The sequence below is a fragment of the Burkholderia sp. LS-044 genome (assembly GCF_004803625.1).
In the GTDB taxonomy this organism is placed as follows: Bacteria; Pseudomonadota; Gammaproteobacteria; order Burkholderiales; family Burkholderiaceae; genus Burkholderia; species Burkholderia cepacia.
Genome location: NZ_SSWO01000008.1, coordinates 242,901 through 259,758 on the forward strand (window position 1 = coordinate 242,901; position 16,858 = coordinate 259,758).

The 16,858-nt window shown below is 65.4% G+C and carries 17 protein-coding genes; 12 read left to right on the forward strand and 5 right to left on the reverse strand.

Translation table 11 applies throughout. The annotated features are described in order from the left end of the window. Positions 1-106: 106 nt before the first annotated feature. Complete coding sequence (locus E9536_RS22150; RefSeq protein WP_136470647.1) at positions 107-1,234, reverse strand: NAD(P)-dependent alcohol dehydrogenase; 1,128 nt, start codon at positions 1,232-1,234, stop codon at positions 107-109. Positions 1,235-1,248: 14 nt separating this feature from the next. Beyond that, positions 1,249-2,721, reverse strand: a complete 1,473-nt coding sequence (locus tag E9536_RS22155) for a benzaldehyde dehydrogenase (RefSeq protein ID WP_124673670.1) — start codon at positions 2,719-2,721, stop codon at positions 1,249-1,251. Between the two features lie 974 nt (positions 2,722-3,695). Here E9536_RS22155 and E9536_RS22160 point away from each other — a divergent pair. Continuing rightward, positions 3,696-3,929, forward strand: a complete 234-nt coding sequence (locus tag E9536_RS22160; RefSeq protein ID WP_009691834.1) for a hypothetical protein — start codon at positions 3,696-3,698, stop codon at positions 3,927-3,929. Positions 3,930-4,115: 186 nt separating this feature from the next. Here E9536_RS22160 and E9536_RS22165 read toward each other — a convergent pair whose 3' ends face one another. Beyond that, on the reverse strand, positions 4,116-4,541 hold the full coding sequence (locus E9536_RS22165) for a hypothetical protein (RefSeq protein ID WP_136470648.1): 426 nt from the start codon (positions 4,539-4,541) through the stop codon (positions 4,116-4,118). A 139-nt stretch (positions 4,542-4,680) separates the two neighbouring features. Next, positions 4,681-5,190 (reverse strand): DUF2199 domain-containing protein, encoded by a 510-nt coding sequence (locus E9536_RS22170; RefSeq protein WP_124817549.1) that lies wholly within the window; start codon positions 5,188-5,190, stop codon positions 4,681-4,683. Positions 5,191-5,699: 509 nt separating this feature from the next. Here E9536_RS22170 and E9536_RS22175 point away from each other — a divergent pair. The 9 genes from E9536_RS22175 (at position 5,700) to E9536_RS22215 (ending at position 14,427) form a co-directional block, all read left to right on the forward strand. Further along, complete coding sequence (locus tag E9536_RS22175) at positions 5,700-6,836, forward strand: muconate/chloromuconate family cycloisomerase (protein ID WP_136470649.1); 1,137 nt, start codon at positions 5,700-5,702, stop codon at positions 6,834-6,836. Between the two features lie 52 nt (positions 6,837-6,888). Continuing rightward, positions 6,889-7,833: a catechol 1,2-dioxygenase gene (gene catA / locus E9536_RS22180; RefSeq protein ID WP_136470650.1), complete on the forward strand. Its 945-nt coding sequence runs from the start codon at positions 6,889-6,891 to the stop codon at positions 7,831-7,833. A gap of 117 nt (positions 7,834-7,950) precedes the next feature. After that, positions 7,951-9,309: a Rieske 2Fe-2S domain-containing protein gene (locus tag E9536_RS22185; protein WP_027792558.1), complete on the forward strand. Its 1,359-nt coding sequence runs from the start codon at positions 7,951-7,953 to the stop codon at positions 9,307-9,309. Continuing rightward, positions 9,306-9,794: a benzoate 1,2-dioxygenase small subunit gene (gene benB / locus E9536_RS22190; protein ID WP_027792559.1), complete on the forward strand. Its 489-nt coding sequence runs from the start codon at positions 9,306-9,308 to the stop codon at positions 9,792-9,794. The genes E9536_RS22185 and benB overlap by 4 nt, the downstream gene beginning before the upstream one ends. Positions 9,795-9,833: 39 nt before the next feature. After that, entirely contained in the window at positions 9,834-10,856 is a 1,023-nt protein-coding gene (benC, locus tag E9536_RS22195) for a benzoate 1,2-dioxygenase electron transfer component BenC (RefSeq protein WP_059693416.1), read from the forward strand. Next, on the forward strand, positions 10,853-11,629 hold the full coding sequence (benD, locus tag E9536_RS22200) for a benzoate diol dehydrogenase BenD (protein WP_136470651.1): 777 nt from the start codon (positions 10,853-10,855) through the stop codon (positions 11,627-11,629). Before benC ends, benD begins: the two co-directional genes overlap by 4 nt. 110 nt (positions 11,630-11,739) lie before the next feature. Then, positions 11,740-12,138 (forward strand): RidA family protein, encoded by a 399-nt coding sequence (locus tag E9536_RS22205; RefSeq protein ID WP_059693420.1) that lies wholly within the window; start codon positions 11,740-11,742, stop codon positions 12,136-12,138. A gap of 236 nt (positions 12,139-12,374) precedes the next feature. Further along, the gene (locus E9536_RS22210; protein ID WP_136470652.1) at positions 12,375-13,187 is read left to right on the forward strand and encodes a creatininase family protein; all 813 of its coding nucleotides are present in this window, start codon (positions 12,375-12,377) and stop codon (positions 13,185-13,187) included. Positions 13,188-13,248: 61 nt separating this feature from the next. Continuing rightward, a complete protein-coding gene (locus E9536_RS22215; protein ID WP_211097482.1) occupies positions 13,249-14,427 on the forward strand; it encodes a YncE family protein in 1,179 nt (392 codons plus the stop codon). A 57-nt stretch (positions 14,428-14,484) separates the two neighbouring features. Here the strand turns inward: E9536_RS22215 and E9536_RS22220 are convergent, their stop codons facing one another. Next, positions 14,485-15,195 carry a response regulator gene (locus E9536_RS22220; RefSeq protein ID WP_136470653.1) on the reverse strand — a complete coding sequence of 237 codons (711 nt, stop codon included), beginning with the start codon at positions 15,193-15,195 and terminating at the stop codon, positions 14,485-14,487. A gap of 671 nt (positions 15,196-15,866) precedes the next feature. On the opposite strand from E9536_RS22220, the gene E9536_RS22225 reads away from it, so the two are divergent. Further along, a complete protein-coding gene (locus tag E9536_RS22225; protein ID WP_059693426.1) occupies positions 15,867-16,379 on the forward strand; it encodes a low affinity iron permease family protein in 513 nt (170 codons plus the stop codon). A gap of 5 nt (positions 16,380-16,384) precedes the next feature. Beyond that, positions 16,385-16,675: a hypothetical protein gene (locus E9536_RS22230; protein WP_136470654.1), complete on the forward strand. Its 291-nt coding sequence runs from the start codon at positions 16,385-16,387 to the stop codon at positions 16,673-16,675. Positions 16,676-16,858 lie beyond the last annotated feature (183 nt).

Below are 16,858 nucleotides of genomic sequence, written 5' to 3' on the forward strand. Positions count from 1 at the left end.
AGCCCGGCGCCCGCGGCGCGGTATTCTCGCGGCGGGTACGCCGCCGTACGAGATCCATGCGCGCCCCCGGTCGCGATTTTCCCCGCGACCGGGGGCGTGTCGCCGCTCAATGCGGCAAACGCAGGATCGGCTTGAGCGTGATGCCGCTGCTGCTGTCCTCCGCGGCCTGGTTGATCTGTTCGAGCGGATAGAACTTCACCAGCCGGTCGAACGGAAACCGCCCCTGGAGATGCAGCTGGACGAGCTGAGGAATGAACGTCTGCGGCACGCTGTCGCCTTCGACGATGCCGCGGATCGAACGGCCGCCGAGCAGCAGGTTGTTGACGTCGAATTCCGCCTTTGTCCCGAGCTTCGGCGCGCCGACGACGCCTATCGCGCCGCGCGAGCCGAGCGCTTCGATTCCCTGAGACAGCACGGCGGGCAGCCCGGTCGATTCGAGCGCGTAGTCGACCCCGCCGCCGGTGATCTGGCGGATCGCGTCGACGACATCGACTTCCTTGCTGTTGATCGTATGCGTCGCGCCCAGCTCCAGCGCCAGCGCGAGCCGCGACGGCACGATGTCGACGGCGATGATGGTCGTCGCGCCGGCGACGCGCGCGGCCATCACGGCGCTCATGCCGACCGCGCCCGCGCCGAAGCTTGCGAAGCTGCTGCCGGCACGTACGGCGAGTGAGTTGATCACCGCGCCGGCGCCGGTCTGGATCCCGCAGCCGAGCGGCCCGAGCAGTTCGAGCGGGGCTTCCGGCGGCACCTTGATTGCGTTGTTCTCGCGCGCGAGCGCATAGCTGGCGAACGACGACTGCGCGAAGAAATGATCGTGCAGCGGCTGCCCGTGTTCGTCGCGGATCGCGGTCTGTCCGTCGGCGTCGCCGCCACCGAAATTCAGCCCGAAGAAGTGCCGGCAATACGCGCCGTGGCCGCCGACACAGGACGGGCAGTGGCCGCACGCGCCGTAGGTGAGCACCACGTGATCGCCCACGGCGAGCGTCTTCACGTTCGGGCCGACCGCCTCGACCACGCCGGCGCCCTCGTGACCGAGCACGGCCGGCAGCGGCACCGGATAGTACTGGTCGCGCACGATCAGGTCGGTGTGGCACAGGCCCGTCGCGACGACGCGTACCCGCACCTCGTCGCCGCGCGGCGCGCGCAGGCGGGCGGATTCGATCGAGAAGGGCGCGCCGGCCGCGCGCGCGACGGCCGCGGTGACGGCGCGTGAATCGTTTTCGGTGTACATGTTCGGTCTCCTTGTCAAATCGGATACAGCGGCGCTTCACCCTTGATCGTCAGCCACTGCCACTGCGTGAACTCCTCCCAGTTGGCGGCGCCGCCGATGCTCGAGCCGTTGCCCGATGCGCCGACGCCGCCGAACGGGTTGATCACTTCGTCGTTGACCGTCTGGTCGTTGATGTGCAGCAGCCCGGTGTTCAGGCGCTCGCCGATCCTGAGCGCCCGGCCGACGTCGGCGGACAGGATCGCCGTCGACAGCCCGTATTCGGTACGGTTCGCGAGCGCGATGGCGTCCTCGTCCGTATCGAACGGCACGACGACCGCGACCGGCCCGAAGATCTCCTCGTCGAACGCCGGGTTGCCCGGCGCGACGCCGCTCAGCACGGTCGGCTCGAAGAACAGGTCGCGATGGCCGCCGCCCGTCTCGACGCGCGCGCCCGCGCGACGGGCCGCGTCCACCAGGCTCGCCGCATGGTCGAGCTGTGCGGCATTGATCAGCGGCCCGAGGCCGACGTCCGCGCTCGCGGGATCGCCGACGCGCAGGCTTCGCGCCTTCTCGACGAGCTTCGCGACGAAGCGGTCGTGAATGCCACGCTGCACGAGCACGCGGCCGGTCGCCATGCAGATCTGGCCTTGATGCAGGTACGCCCCCCACGCGGTATTGGCGACGGCGCGCTCGAGGTCGGCGTCGTCGAGCACGATCAGCGAGTTCTTGCCGCCGAGCTCGAGCGAGACCTTCTTCAGGTGGCGGCCGGCGGCTTCGCCGACCTTGCGCCCCGCCGCGGTGGAACCGGTGAACTGGATCATCGCGATGTGCGGATCGGCAACCAGTGCGGCGCCGGCTGCGCCGTCGCCGGGCAGCACGTGCAGCACGCCTTCCGGCAGGCCGGCGAGCTCGAACACGCGGGCGATCGCGACGCCGCCGCACACGGCGGTACGCGGATCGGGCTTCAGCACGACCGCGTTACCGAGCGCGAGCGCGGGCGCGACCGCGCGCATCGCGAGGTACAGCGGGAAGTTGAACGGCGAGATCACGCCAACGACGCCGCGCGGGCGGCGGCGCGCGAGCGACAGCCGGCCGGCCGCCGACGGCAGCACTTCGCCGGCCGCGCGCGACGGCAGCCCGGCTGCTTCGTGCAGCGCCTTGATCGTGACCGATGTCTCGAACGACGCCTTCGCGCGCGTCGAGCCGCTTTCGCGCACGAGCCAGTCGACGATCGCATCGAAGTGAGTTTCCGCGACGGTGGCCGCGCGGCGCAGGACGGCCGCGCGCTCGTCGTATGGCAGGCCGAACCACGCGGGCTGCGCGCGGTGCGCGGCGGCTGACGCTTCGGCCACCGCTGCGCCGTCCGCGAGGCCGAGGCGGCCGAGCGTATTGCCGGTCGCGGGTTCGATCACGTCGGCCGCGTGCGCGCTGGCGTGCCAGCGTCCGTTGAAAGTCTTGCCGTGCCAGATGTCGGCGTCGAACAGTGCCGTGTTGCTGCTGCTATCCATGTACGCTCCTGAGGAAATTCCGACCCGCCGGATCGGGCCTTGCATCGTCCCGACCGGCATGCGCGCGAGGGTAGGCGGGCGCGGCGAAGCGGGGCTATCCGGGTTTCTTCCCACCCGCGGAGGGTGCGTGGAATGGGGGGCGTCTGCGAATTTGTGTGCGGAAACTGAACAGTCGTTGTGCGGGTTGGTGCCGCACGCCGTCTGGGGACTCGGCAGGTTATGGCAGGTGTTGTGCGACGTGCGCTGCGTCTGAAGGCTCGGCGCGCAAACCTGTGGGAAGACACCTGAGCTCACGCTTCGTCGGAGCGGTAGTTGGCGACCCGCAAGGGGGTCGTGTTTGCGCAAAACGGACATTCGAAGCATTCGCCACGAACGTTGCACCGCATAGCGGTGCCTATCCCGGTGCTAGCGCGTTAAAGCTTCCATGGTTTGGACAATACGGCCAAACTTGTCATTGCCCTCAAAGGCCGCACAGGTCCGTGCGTATACCTGTTCCTTCCCGTCATTCTTGGAAAAAAATACTTCCGCGCAATCGCAGCGTAAGGTTGCCACCTTTGCATGAGTCCGGGTATCGCTTAACGTCGCGACCCAGCAACTATCGGCACATCCACAGCTACCGTAGGCAAGTACTTGATGGCGCCGGTGCCAAGGCAACGGCTCGGTCCTCACGCCTTGCGCTCCAACCTTTGACAAGAATAAGAGCGCGAGCAAACACACGGCCGTGCGCGTTCTATTGCGGTTCATGTCTATAACCATCGAGATTTGATTTTACTAATAGTGACCTGCGGCGGGATTTTGCAGCCACGCCCGATGAGTATCTTGGCCTCGGCGCGACTGCGGAATCCTTCCCGATTAAATCGCTTCTCCCGCAGCGTGCCGTTGGAACCTTCAGCGGAGTCGTTCTGCCAAGGGCGGCAAGAACGGACACAGCGTGTACGATCTGATCTTCAAGAAAACCATCCAAGGAGAGAGGAATGAGTCCGGAACAGGCCCGAGCCGAAGAAACCCAGGCGATGGAGCGCATGGTGGCCGCCACGCTGCGCGTGCAGAGTACGTTCGCCTCGATGCAGAAGCAATTTCCGCCGCAAGGCAGCGGCGAGCCTTCGCCGTTCGCGCTGCAAACCTTTGATGCCGCCCTGCAGGAACTTGAAGACGCACAGGCCGCGTTCGATGCGCTGCTGAACGATCTGATCGACGGTAACCGCTAAAGGCTACGCCCTTATCTGCACCGATTGCCGACGATCTAAAAAGCTGTGTCGAACGGCCGCTTGAATCCATCGCCGACGGCGGCCGGCCGCCGGTCTGTGACGCATGACCGGCGCAGATCGACCCGAAGTGGCCCGTCAGATTTCTCCGAAACGGCCATTTCGAGCCGTTCAAGTCTTACGCATCCTTCACTGACTTTGCTCGATCATCACCTCGCACGAAGCGCGTAACGACGGAAACACTCTCATTACCCTACGCAGATGTTCAATGCGGCTTGAACGCTCGATAAATGGATAAGCATCCTGATGCAGGGCGACCCAAACTTTACCGAAATCCGAGCATTCACTTACCCACCGTGTCAGGGTGCACATGATGCGCTGACCATTGTCGTTAGTTCGCCACGCCCACAGATTTAACAGGTCAGCAACATCCTGCAGGCAATAATTCTCCGGCAGGTCGGCCCAAAGCAATTCCGCCAAATCGCTGTTCTCTCCATAGATACTAAGCAGCTGGCGAAGATTCTCTTCGTCACCTCCAAAGTCTACGGCCCGTAGTGCTGCAACCTCGTCTAAGGTTGCGCGAACAAGTGCAATCCGGTCTGCCCTTTGGATCATGTATGTGGCAACGCTGCAAGCTTAAATTGTCGACGATTATGGAACTAGCAACGATTGACCAAAACTGGCCGGATGACGTCCATTTCATGATCCGGAAACCGCGCAATGCTGCTGCCAAAAGGTCCTCCTGACCGATTGTTTAGGCGTTGTCTCCATGAACCATAAGGGCATAAATTTCTGCCACACGTTCGACGGAAATTCCATTTCTTTGCTCAATCGCCAAAGAATGGTCGGTTGGCTCAAGTTCGATGTAGGGGCGAATTCCATCGTCACGCAAGTGAACCCGAGTTTTAAGATTCATGGTGTCGGGATATGGTTTTAGCCAAGCATTAAGCCATCCAAAGAATGGCCCGACATGAGAACGTTTGCGTTCTTCATAGCATTTCACCCATTCAACGTAGCTGGCCCGGCTAAGAGACACCCAGACTCCCCAGGAGAACGGCTCAGTTTCACCGTGAACGGGGATTTCGATGCAGCCGAGAACGAAGAAATATTCTTCGTCGATTACACAGTCGTCGCTGCCCAGATCACAACGCACCTCTCTCTCGGCGATCGGTATTTCGTAGTAGCTTAACGGTGCAGGAGCACCAAAGCTCGGCATGCCTTCGTGAGTTTGTCCGCACGTAGCGCATTGAAAGGCGAAGGACATAGTAGGTACCAGTGAAGGCGATGACCGAATTGTCGACGATCTAAGTGACCATGTCGACTGACCGTTCATGGCCGACAGCGCCCGTCAGCCTCTGATGAACAACGGACATCGACAACGAACGTCGACACCCGCTAACCCAATTCCTTCCGGTTGTTCGCGGAAACCGACGCCAAAGCTGAAGGCCGGACGGCCAGCCCCACCATTTTTCCCGTCAGGAAAACCCTGATCGACTCGGCAGGCCGTCGGTTTCAGGCCGTTTTCCCGCTGCCGCAAGCCGCCGCAGTGCGCCCCCGTCCAAACGGTACCCCGCACCCGCACGACCGCGCCCCATCAAGCCTCTCAGCCCGCATACCTAGCCAAAACAGGTATGGCGCACCGCAGTATTCAGTGTGATGAGCGTGAATTCAATACCTGTCAGGTATCAAAAATCCCGCCTAAAAGTATTGGACGCTCCATCTGGCCGGGACGTATAAATCGCCTCAAGAACTTCACCCCCCACGGCGTGCCCCATGTCCTCCGTCACCATCGAACGTATCGAAACCCGCCTCGTCGACCTGCCGACGATCCGCCCGCACAAGCTGTCGGTGGCCACGATGCACGGCCAGACGCTGATGCTCGTGAAGGTGTTCTGCAGCGACGGCGTGACGGGCCTCGGCGAAGGCACGACGATCGTCGGCATGGCCTACGGCCCGGAAAGCCCCGAAGCGATGAAGCTCGCGATCGACGCGTACCTCGCACCGGCGATCGTCGGCATGGATGCGACGCGCATCCAGACGCTGATGGCGTTCCTCGGCAAGCTCGCGAAGGTCAACCACTTCGCGAAAAGCGCGCTCGAAACCGCGCTGCTCGACGCGCACGGCAAGCGGCTCGGCGTGCCGGTGAGCGAGCTGCTCGGCGGGCGCCGGCGCGATCGCCTGCCGGTCGCGTGGACGCTCGCGTCGGGCGACACGGCTACCGACATCGCCGAAGCCGAGCGCATGCTCGACCAGCGCCGCCACAACGTGTTCAAGCTGAAGATCGGCGCGAAGGCGCCCGAGACGGATATCCGGCACGTGGCCGAGATCAAGAAGGCCGTCGGCGATCGCGCATCGGTGCGCGTCGACGTGAACATGGCGTGGAGCGAAACGCAGGCCGCGTGCGCGATTCCGGCGCTGGCCGATGCCGGCTGCGAACTGGTCGAGCAGCCGGTGGCCTCGGCCGCGGCGCTGGCGCGCCTGATGCGCCGCTTCCCGGTCGCGCTGATGGCCGACGAAATCCTGCAGGGCCCCGACAGCGCGTTCGAGATCGCGAAGCATCACGGCGCGGACGTGTTCGCGATCAAGATAGAACAGAGCGGCGGCCTGTTTGCCGCGCAGCGCGTGGCCGCGATCGCGGACGCGGCCGGCATCGAGCTGTACGGCGGCACGATGCTCGAAGGCGCGTTCAGCACGGTGGCGTCCGCGCACCTGTTCGCGAGTTTCGCGAACCTGCAGTGGGGCACCGAACTGTTCGGGCCGCTGCTGATCACCGAAGAGATCCTGACGCAGCCGCTCGATTACAGCGACTTCGAACTGACCGTGCCGGACGGCCCCGGTCTCGGCATCGAACTCGACGAGGACAAGGTCAGGCGTTTCACCCGCGATGGACTCACCCGCGTCGCGCGGTAGCCCGAGTCAGGCACAGCCGTCATTCCCCCCAAATACACGTGGAGACACCATCATGAGCGTCAAAGTTTTCGAAACCCGGGAAGTGCAGGATCTGCTGAAGGCCGCGTCGAACGCGGGCACGGACAGCACGAAGGGCGGCAACGCGCGCACGCAGCAGGTCGTGCTGCGGCTGCTCGGCGACCTGTTCAAGGCGATCGACGATCTCGACATCACGCCCGACGAAGTGTGGGCCGGCGTGAACTACCTGAACAAGCTCGGCCAGGACGGCGAAGCGGCGCTGCTCGCGGCCGGCCTCGGCCTCGAGAAGTTTCTCGACATCCGGATGGACGCCGAGGACGAAGCGCTTGGCCTCGACGGCGGCACGCCGCGCACGATCGAAGGGCCGCTGTATGTCGCGGGCGCGCCGGTGCGCGACGGCGTCGCGAAGATCGACCTCGATGCGGACGACGGCGCGGGCCCGCTCGTGATCCACGGCACGGTCACCGGTGTCGACGGCAAGCCGGTGGCCGGCGCGGTGGTCGAGTGCTGGCATGCGAACTCGCACGGCTTCTACTCGCACTTCGACCCGACCGGCAAGCAGAGCGACTTCAACCTGCGCGGCGCGGTGAAGACGGGTGCCGACGGCAAGTACGAATTCCGCACGCTGATGCCGGTCGGCTACGGCTGCCCGCCGCAGGGCGCGACGCAGCAGCTGCTGGACAGCCTCGGCCGCCACGGCAACCGCCCGGCGCACGTGCACTTCTTCGTGACCAGCGACGGCCACCGCAAGCTGACGACCCAGTTCAACATCGACGGCGACCCGCTGATCTGGGACGACTTCGCGTATGCGACCCGCGAGGAGCTGATCCCGCCCGTCACCGGCAAGACCGGCGGCGCCGCGCTCGGCCTGAAGGCCGATGCGTACCAGGACATCGAGTTCAACTTCGTCCTGACGCCGCGCGTCGAGGGCAAGGACAACCAGATCGTCGAACGCCTGCGCGCTTCCGCCACGGCCTAACCGCCCGACGGCACGGCGGCGCGCAGGCGCCGCCGCCGGCCGGGTTCCCGCGAGATTCAACCGATTACCGATGCGAGCGTGCTTGCAGGACGCGGCACGCGCATGGGAGGAGCCATCATGTCCGCCACGATCGACCAAGCCACCGACCTGGATCACCTGCTCGCCACCGCCGTGCAGGACGACAAGGAGGCCGGCGTATTCCGCTGCCGCCGCGACATCTTCACGAACGCCGAGCTGTACGAGCTCGAGATGAAGCACATCTTCGAAAGCAACTGGGTGTACCTGGCGCACGAAAGCCAGATTCCCGACAACAACGATTACTACACGACGTGGATCGGCCGCCAGCCGATCGTGATCACGCGCGACAAGACCGGCGAGCTGCACGCGGTCATCAATGCCTGCGCGCACAAGGGCGCGATGCTGTGCCGCCGCAAGCACGGCAACAAGGGCAGCTTCACGTGCCCGTTCCACGGCTGGACGTTCTCGAACACCGGCAAGCTGCTGAAGGTGAAGGACGAGAAGACGACGGAATACCCGGTGCAGTTCAACACGCACGGTTCGCACGACCTGAAGAAGGTGGCGCGCTTCGCGAACTATCGCGGCTTCCTGTTCGGCAGCCTCAGCGCCGACGTGCTGCCGCTCGAGGACTACCTCGGCGAGGCGCGCGTGATCATCGACCAGATCGTCGACCAGGCGCCGAACGGGCTCGAAGTGCTGCGCGGCAACTCGTCCTACATCTACGAAGGCAACTGGAAGATGCAGATGGAGAACGGCTGCGACGGCTACCACGTCAGCACCGTGCACTGGAACTACGCGGCGACGATGGGCCGCCGCAAGGAAGACGGCACCAAGGCCGTCGACGCGAACAGCTGGAGCAAGTCGGTCGCCGGCGTGTACGGCTTCGACAACGGCCACATCCTGCTGTGGACGCAGACGATGAACCCGGAAGTGCGGCCCGTGTACCAGCATCGCGATGAAATCAAGGCGCGCGTCGGCGACGTGCAGGCCGACTTCATCGTCAACCAGACGCGCAACCTGTGCGTGTACCCGAACGTGTTCCTGATGGACCAGTTCAGCACGCAGATCCGCGTGGTGCGGCCGCTCGGCGTCGACAAGACCGAGGTCAGCATCTTCTGCTTCGCGCCGAAGGGCGAGAGCGAGGCCGACCGCACGACCCGCATCCGCCAGTACGAGGATTTCTTCAACGTGACGGGCATGGGCACCGCCGACGATCTCGAGGAGTTTCGCGCGTGTCAGGCCGGTTATGCGGGCATCACGGCGATGTGGAACGACCTGTCGCGCGGCGCGCCGCTGTGGGTCGACGGCCCGGACGAGAACGCGAGGAAGATGGGGCTGAACCCGCGCATTTCCGGCGAGCGCAGCGAGGACGAAGGGCTGTTCGTGTGCCAGCACGAACACTGGGTGAACGTGATGCGCGATGCGCTGAAGAAGGAACGCGGGGAGGTGGCGGCATGAGCTTCGATTACCGGACTGTCTGCGCCGCGCTGTATCGCGAAGCGCGCCTGCTCGACGATCGCCAGTGGGACGAGTGGCTGACCTGCTACACGGAGGACGTCACGTACTGGATGCCCGCGTGGGACGACGATGACCGGCCGACCGACGATCCGCAAAGCCAGATCTCGCTGATGTATTACGCGGACCGCGGCGGCCTCGAGGATCGCGTGTTCCGGATCAAGACCGAGCGCAGCGGCGCATCGACGCCCGAGCCGCGCACCAGCCACAACGTGACGAACGTCGAGGTGCTGGCCGAACGCGAGAACGAAGTGGACGTGCGCTACAACTTTCACACGCTGAACCACCGCTACCGCGTGACCGATCACTTCTTCGGCACGATGTTCGTCACGTTGCGCAAGGCGGGCGATGAGCTGCTGATCTCGTACAAGAAGATCGTGCTGAAGAACGACTACATCCGGCAGGTGCTCGACGTCTATCACGTCTGACGCTGTTGTTTTGTCATGAAAGGAAGTGGAGGTGACACCATGTCCAGCTACAAGATTGCACTGAACTTCGAGGACGGGGTAACCCGCTTCATCGACTGCAAGGCCGGCGAGAAGGTTCTCGACGCGGCCTTCCGCGCGAAGATCAACCTGCCGATGGATTGCTCCGACGGCGTGTGCGGCACCTGCAAGTGCCGCGCCGAAAGCGGCCGCTACGATCTCGGCGACGACTACATCGACGACGCGCTCACCGAAGACGAAAAGGACGGCGGCCTCGTGCTGACCTGCCAGATGGTGCCGCAAAGCGATTGCGTGATCGCGGTGCCGACGTCGTCGGTCGCGTGCAAGACGGGCCAGAGCGGGTTCGCGGCCACGGTGACGAAGGTCGAGCAGCACAACGATGCGGCCGTCGTGCTCGAACTCGACGTCGGCACGGCCGCGCCCGTGTTCCTGCCGGGCCAGTACGTGAACATCGACGTGCCGGCGAGCGGCCAGCACCGTTCGTATTCGTTCTCGTCGGCGCCGGCCGATGCGAAGGTCAGTTTCCTGATCAAGAAGATTCCCGGCGGCGTGATGAGCACGTGGCTCGAATCGGCGCAGCCCGGCGACACGCTGGAACTGCACGGGCCGCTCGGCAGCTTCTACCTGCGCGACGTGCAGCGGCCGCTGCTGTTCCTCGCGGGCGGCACGGGGCTCGCGCCGTTCCTGTCGATGCTCGAGGTGCTCGCGCGCAGCGGCTCACAGCAGAAGGTGCACCTGATCTACGGCGTGACGCGCGATCTCGACCTCGTGCTCGTCGATGCGATCGAGGCGTATGCGGCGAAGCTGCCGAACTTCAGCTTCGCGACGGTCGTGGCCGACGCGGCGTCGAGCCATCCGCGCAAGGGCTGGGTCACGCAGCACATCCCGGCCGATGCGCTGAACGACGGCGACGTCGACGTGTATCTGTGCGGGCCGCCGCCGATGGTCGACGCGGTGCGCAAGTATTTCGACGACGAAGGCGTGAAGCCGAACAGCTTCCACTACGAGAAGTTCACCCCCAACGTCACGGCAAAGGCGGCATGATCATGCAACGATTCTCAGGCAAGGTCATCGTCGTCACGGGTGCCGCGCAGGGCATCGGCCGCGGCGTCGCGCTGCGCGCGGCGGCCGAAGGCGGCAGGGTGCTGTTCGTCGATCGCGCGGATTTCGTCACCGAGGTCGCGGCCGAAGCGACGGGGGGCGAGACGGCCGGGTTCGTCGCCGATCTCGAAACGTACGAAGGGGCGCATGCGGCGATCGCGCACGCGGCGCAGACGTTCGGCGGCATCGACATCCTGATCAACGGCGTGGGCGGCGCGATCCGCATGCGCCCGTTCGCCGAATTCGAACCCGCGCAGATCGATGCGGAAATCCGCCGTTCGCTGATGCCGACGCTCTACACGTGTCACGCGGTGCTGCCGCACCTGCTCGCGCGCGGCGGCGGCACGATCGTCAACATCTCGTCGAACGCGACGCGCGGGATTCGCCGCGTGCCGTACTCGGCGGCGAAAGGCGGCGTCAATGCGCTGACGTCGGCGCTCGCGATGGAATATGCGGAACACAACATCCGGGTCGTGGCCACCGCACCGGGCGGCACCAGCGCACCGCCGCGCCGCGTGCCGCGCAATGCGGCCGGCGACAGCGAACAGGAACAGGCATGGATGGGCGAAGCCGTGCGCCAGGTCACGGAATCGACGTATCTCAAACGCTACGGCAGCCTCGACGAGCAGATCGCGCCGATCCTGTTCCTCGCGTCCGACGAGGCGAGCTACATCACCGGCACGGTGCTGCCGGTCGCGGGCGGCGATACGGGTTGAGCCGCGCGTCGTCGCGCCGCCTGGCACGTGTTCAGGATGTTCGTCGACAACCCATCCACCTATCCACCCACCAACCGGCCGGCGCGAAGACGCCGGCCACGGAGACTTCCATGCGTGATCGCAAAGCCATCGTTCCGGCGGGAATGGAAGCTGTGTACGAGAAGATCGGCTACGCGCCCGGCCTGAAGGTCGGCGATACGCTGTACGTATCCGGCCAGATCGGCCGCGATGCGGCGATGCAGCTCGTCGAGGATCGTGAAGCACAGATCGTGCAGGCGTTCGAGAATCTGAAGCGGGTACTGGACGCGGCGGGTGCATCGTTCAGCCACGTGGTCGACCTGACGACCTTCCATACCGACATGCGCGACCTGCCGTTGTTCATGCAGGTGCGCGACCGCTACCTCGATGCGCACCCGAAGCCGGCATGGACGGCGGTCGGCGCGCACATGCTGGGCGGCGCGCCGGGCTATATCGTCGAGATCAAGGCGGTGGCCGTGTTGCCGGCGTGACGCGTGCGGGCGGGAGGCCGGCACGAGGCGACGTAGCGCACGCATCGAATCGACCCGACTCGCAGCGTGTCGGCATGGAGCGAGAGACTTCGCGATCCGCCGGGCAATCCTGACGAAATGCTTTCTCGCGACGTCGGGCGTGCGTCGTTGCGCCGCGGTCGGCGACAAGTCGCGCGAGTTCGTTTATGGTGCGAGGGAACGCAGCGTCATCTCTTTCCTTCCGTCGAGAATCCGCGATGAAATGCCTGCCACGCGTCGCCTTCGCCGCCCTCGCTTTCACCGTCGCGCAAGCCGCGTTCGCCCAGGTTCCCGCCACGGTGCGGCTCGAAGACATGACCTGGACCGAGCTGCGCGACAGCATCCGGGCCGGCAAGACCACCATCCTGATTCCGGTCGGCGCAACCGAGCAAAGCGGGCCGTACGTCGCGCTGGGCAAGCACAATGCGCGGGTCGCGGTGCTGTCCGAGCGGATCGCGCAAGGCCTCGGCAACGCAATCGTCGCACCCGTCATCGCTTATGTGCCCGAGGGCGGTTATGCGCCGCCGACGTCGCACATGCGCTTTCCCGGCACGATCACCGTGCCCGACGACGTCTTCGAAAAGACCCTCGAGTCCGCAGCCAACAGTTTCCGGGTCCATGGATTCACGAACATCGTGTTCCTCGGCGACCACGGCGGCTACCAGAACGACATCCGGCAGTCGGTCGCGCGGCTGAACAAGTCGTGGGCCGGCACGGGCGCGCGCGCGTTCGTGCCGGCCGAGTATTACGGCACCAGTTCCGACGGTTACGACCGGATCCTGCGCGAGCACGGCGTGCCGGCCGCGGACATCGGCACGCACGCGGGGCTGGCCGATACGTCGTTGCTGCTGGCGGTCGCGCCGGGCATGGTGAGGGTCGACAAGCTGCGCAACGCTTCGAAGCCCGGCGCCGCCGACGGCGTCTACGGCGGCGATCCGCGTCATGCGAGCGTCGAACTCGGCCGGCTCGGCACCGACGCGATCGTGTCGCGCACCGTCGACGCGATCAGAAAGGACACCGCCGGCCGCTGACGCCGCCGCGCCATTGCGCCGCCTTTGCCGCCGTTCCATTCCATCGAACCGGGACATCGTCATGCAACCGCGCCTTCGCCGTCACATCCGCTTCCCCCGTCCCGCGATCGTCGTCGCGGCTGCGCTGGCCGGCTTTTGCGCCCAGGGTGCGATCGCGGCGTCCGCCGTCGCGGCCGTACCCGGCATGCCGCCCGTGATCAACCCCGACAACCTGTACGGCGAGGCACGGGCCGGCCGCATGAGCGCGGCGGTGGCGGGCGCGCTGCCGCGCATCTACGTGCCGAACCTGCGATCGAACGACGTCTACGTGATCGACCCGGCCACGTACAAGGTCGTCGACCGGTTTGCCGTCGGCCGCAGCCCGCAGCACGTCGTGCCGGCGTGGGACCTGCGGACGCTGTGGGTCGCCAACAATGCGGAAGGGCGCACCGACGGCAGCCTGACGCCGATCGATCCGAAGACGGGCAAGCCCGGCCCGGCAGTGCGCGTCGACGACCCGTACAACATGTATTTCACGCCCGACGGCAAGGAGGCGATCGTCGTGGCCGAGGCGCATGCGCGGCTCGACTTCCACGACCCGGGCACGATGGCGCTGAAATCGAGCCTAGAGGTGCCGCAATGCAAGGGCATCAACCATGCGGACTTTTCGATCGACGGCCGGTATGCGCTTTTCACGTGCGAGTTCGGCGGCATGCTCGCGAAGATCGACCTGGTGAATCGCAAGGTGCTCGGCTACCTCGAACTCGACCGGAAAGGGATGCCGCAGGACATCCGCGTGGCGCCGGACGGCAAGGTGTTCTATGTCGCCGACATGATGGCGGACGGCATATACGTCGTCGACGGCGACCGCTTCGCGAAGACCGGTTTCATCCCGACCGGCGTCGGTACGCACGGGCTGTATCCGAGCCGCGACGGCACGAAGCTCTATATCGCGAATCGCGGCTCCAATCTCGTCCACGGGCCGCGCCACGGCAAGGGCAGCGTATCGGTGCTCGACTTCGCGACGCGCAAGGTGGTCGCGACCTGGCCGATCCCCGGCGGCGGCAGCCCCGACATGGGCAACGTCAGCGCGGACGGCAAGACGCTGTGGCTGTCGGGCCGCTTCGATGACGTCGTCTACGCGATCGACACCACGAGCGGCGCGGTTCGAGCGATTCCCGTCGGCATGGAGCCGCACGGCCTGATGGTGTGGCCGCAGCCGGGGCGCTATTCGCTGGGCCATACCGGCAACATGCGGTAGGGCGGCGGACGGTAAGGGCGCCCGTTCGTGCGTTCGCGTGTCACGACCGGCGGTGCATCACTCCCACGCGTGCTTGCTGAACTGATAGCCCTTGCAGCGGATCGTCTTGATGCGCTTCGGTTCCGTCAGGTCGTCGCACAGCTTGCGGCGCAGCTTGGAGATGCGGCCGTCGATCGAGCGGTCGAAGCCGTCGAACTCGATTCCGCGTAACAGCTGCGTCAGGTCTTCCCGGCTGACCACCTCGCCGGCGCGGCAGACGAGGGCCCACAGCAGGTCGAATTCGGTCGAGGTCAGGCGCGGCGCGCTGCCGTCGGGAAGGCGAATCTTGCGATCCGCCCGGTCGATCGAAAACTTGCCGAACTCGAATCGCTGCGGCGACGCCGACGCGCCGTCGACCGGGCGCAAGCGCATCCGTCGCAGGTGGGCCTTGATCCGCGCGAGCAGGATGCGCGGCTCGACCGGCTTGCGGAGAAAATCGTCCGCGCCGAATTCCAGGCCGAGCAACTCGTCGAACTGCTCGTTGCGGGCCGTCATCATGATGACGATGCCGTCGTACTGCATGCGTGCGTCGCGGCAGATCTCGAAGCCGTCCTTGCCCGGCAGGTTGATGTCGAGCAGCACCAGGTCGGGGCGGCGCGCGACGATCGTGGACACGGCGTCGGTGCCGTCGAACAGCGTGTCCACCTCGTACTGATGCATGCGCAGATAGTCTGCGATCAGCGAGGACAATGGGACGTCGTCTTCGACGAGCAGGATTCGGATGGGCATCGCTAAACGAGGGGGCGAAACGGGAAAGTGGCGAGCGCTCAGGCCCGTCCGAACATGGGGAAGCCGAAGAGACGCGCATGATACTGAGAAACATTCCGGCAGAATGTGGCGAAATCTGCATCGTTCGGTGAGCCTCGCCGCGGGTGGGGCGTCGCCGCGTTGCAGGAAGGCGGACGCACGAAGATGCGGCGTCGTGTTTAGTCGAACGACGCGATGTACGCGTCAACACGTTCGGAGCGGTATCCGGCGTGCAACCGGCTGAAATACCGGGCGGGATGTCGTTCGTGCGGAAACGTTTGCGAAAGCGCCGCGCATGCGGGTATCGCGCACGCTCGCCAGAGCAAAACCGGTAAAGATTGCTCTACATATCATTACAAAATATTACCTGCCGGGTGGCGTGCGGCCCGCCGTATCGCCGCGGGAGATTGCCTTCGCGCTACCGTCGGATCGCCTTGCGCAACCGCGACACCTCCTGCTCCGACACCGGCGCCGCACGATTGCCTCACGCGCTGCGTACACCTGACCACCGATGGCGACGCGCGGGCGCGACCGTCGGGCACGCACGTTGCTCGGCTGTGGGCGGCGCCCGCCTGCGGGCGCGGAACCGCGTGCCGTTGCGCACGGCGGGCCCGCGCGTGCGCCGATATCGACATTCGTATCCGGGAGGCGCCATGCGTGAATCGAACGATCCATCCCGCGCCAGGACGGGCCCGGGCGGCCGGGCCACGACCGATCCCCGGGCCGTCACGGTCAGGCACCCCGTCACGCGCGCGTTCGAACGCTTCGCGTCGCACGTGACCGTGTGGGCCGGTTCGCCGGTCGCGTTCGGCAGCGCGGTCGCCATCACGGCGCTGTGGCTCGTCACCGGCCCGCTCTTCCACTATTCGGATGCATGGCAGCTCGTCATCAATACCGGGACGACGATCGTCACGTTCCTGATGGTGTTCCTGCTGCAGCGAAACCAGAACCGCGACAGTGTCGCGATGCACCTGAAGCTCGACGAACTCGTGGCCGTCACGCACGCGGCGAGCGACCGGCTGATCGGGATCGAGGACGCGTCGGAGGAGGAGTTGCGCGCGATGGCGCAGACTTACCTCGACATGGCGAAGCGGGTGGCCGCCGGGGACGGCAATCCGGATGGCGATCGCGATCGCGAGCCGGCGGAGCCTTCGCCGGAATCCTGACGGACGTGACGCTGCACGGCTGCACGCGATCGGCTCGCGGCCGGCGGACGATTTTTCAACCGCTTGTCATTTCTGTCCATGCGGCGCGGCATGCAGCGCATTCGCGCGATGAGCGCATCGTGGCGTGCCGTCTGCCGCCGGGCGGAACGCGCGAAGCGGGCGGCATCCAGCACGCGCGTGCGGCCGAAGTGCTTCGATGCGATGTCGGCAGCGGCGCTGCCGACGGTGTGCAGTCGAGCATGCATCCGGCAAAAAACGTTTGTGGAATTCCGCTGTCTCAAACGCCGCCTGTGTGAGTCGAAGCCCCGCCAGGCATCCCACAAAGTAAAGTCCTGACATGTGCCCCCAATGAAAGCCCGATGATTCCGCAAGACGACCTGTCCGAGAGTCTGACTTTACTTTTCGGGGATGCGAACTGAATTTCGATCTTGTTGATGGCGCAAAGCAAAGTCGAAACTCTGCAGAGACATGGTGGTGGA

Excerpts from the sequence above, each read along its gene's own strand:
- catA (WP_136470650.1), top strand. The coding sequence starts at position 6,889 with ATGAGCGTCAAAGTTTTCGAAACCCGGGAAGTGCAGGATCTGCTGAAG.
- E9536_RS22165 (WP_136470648.1), bottom strand. The coding sequence starts at position 4,541 with ATGATCCAAAGGGCAGACCGGATTGCACTTGTTCGCGCAACCTTAGAC.
- E9536_RS22150 (WP_136470647.1), bottom strand. The coding sequence starts at position 1,234 with ATGTACACCGAAAACGATTCACGCGCCGTCACCGCGGCCGTCGCGCGC.
- E9536_RS22155 (WP_124673670.1), bottom strand. The coding sequence starts at position 2,721 with ATGGATAGCAGCAGCAACACGGCACTGTTCGACGCCGACATCTGGCAC.
- E9536_RS22170 (WP_124817549.1), bottom strand. The coding sequence starts at position 5,190 with ATGTCCTTCGCCTTTCAATGCGCTACGTGCGGACAAACTCACGAAGGC.
- E9536_RS22175 (WP_136470649.1), top strand. The coding sequence starts at position 5,700 with ATGTCCTCCGTCACCATCGAACGTATCGAAACCCGCCTCGTCGACCTG.
- benC (WP_059693416.1), top strand. The coding sequence starts at position 9,834 with ATGTCCAGCTACAAGATTGCACTGAACTTCGAGGACGGGGTAACCCGC.
- E9536_RS22225 (WP_059693426.1), top strand. The coding sequence starts at position 15,867 with ATGCGTGAATCGAACGATCCATCCCGCGCCAGGACGGGCCCGGGCGGC.
- benD (WP_136470651.1), top strand. The coding sequence starts at position 10,853 with ATGATCATGCAACGATTCTCAGGCAAGGTCATCGTCGTCACGGGTGCC.
- E9536_RS22185 (WP_027792558.1), top strand. The coding sequence starts at position 7,951 with ATGTCCGCCACGATCGACCAAGCCACCGACCTGGATCACCTGCTCGCC.
- E9536_RS22205 (WP_059693420.1), top strand. The coding sequence starts at position 11,740 with ATGCGTGATCGCAAAGCCATCGTTCCGGCGGGAATGGAAGCTGTGTAC.
- benB (WP_027792559.1), top strand. The coding sequence starts at position 9,306 with ATGAGCTTCGATTACCGGACTGTCTGCGCCGCGCTGTATCGCGAAGCG.
- E9536_RS22210 (WP_136470652.1), top strand. The coding sequence starts at position 12,375 with ATGAAATGCCTGCCACGCGTCGCCTTCGCCGCCCTCGCTTTCACCGTC.
- E9536_RS22220 (WP_136470653.1), bottom strand. The coding sequence starts at position 15,195 with ATGCCCATCCGAATCCTGCTCGTCGAAGACGACGTCCCATTGTCCTCG.
- E9536_RS22160 (WP_009691834.1), top strand. The coding sequence starts at position 3,696 with ATGAGTCCGGAACAGGCCCGAGCCGAAGAAACCCAGGCGATGGAGCGC.
- E9536_RS22215 (WP_211097482.1), top strand. The coding sequence starts at position 13,249 with ATGCAACCGCGCCTTCGCCGTCACATCCGCTTCCCCCGTCCCGCGATC.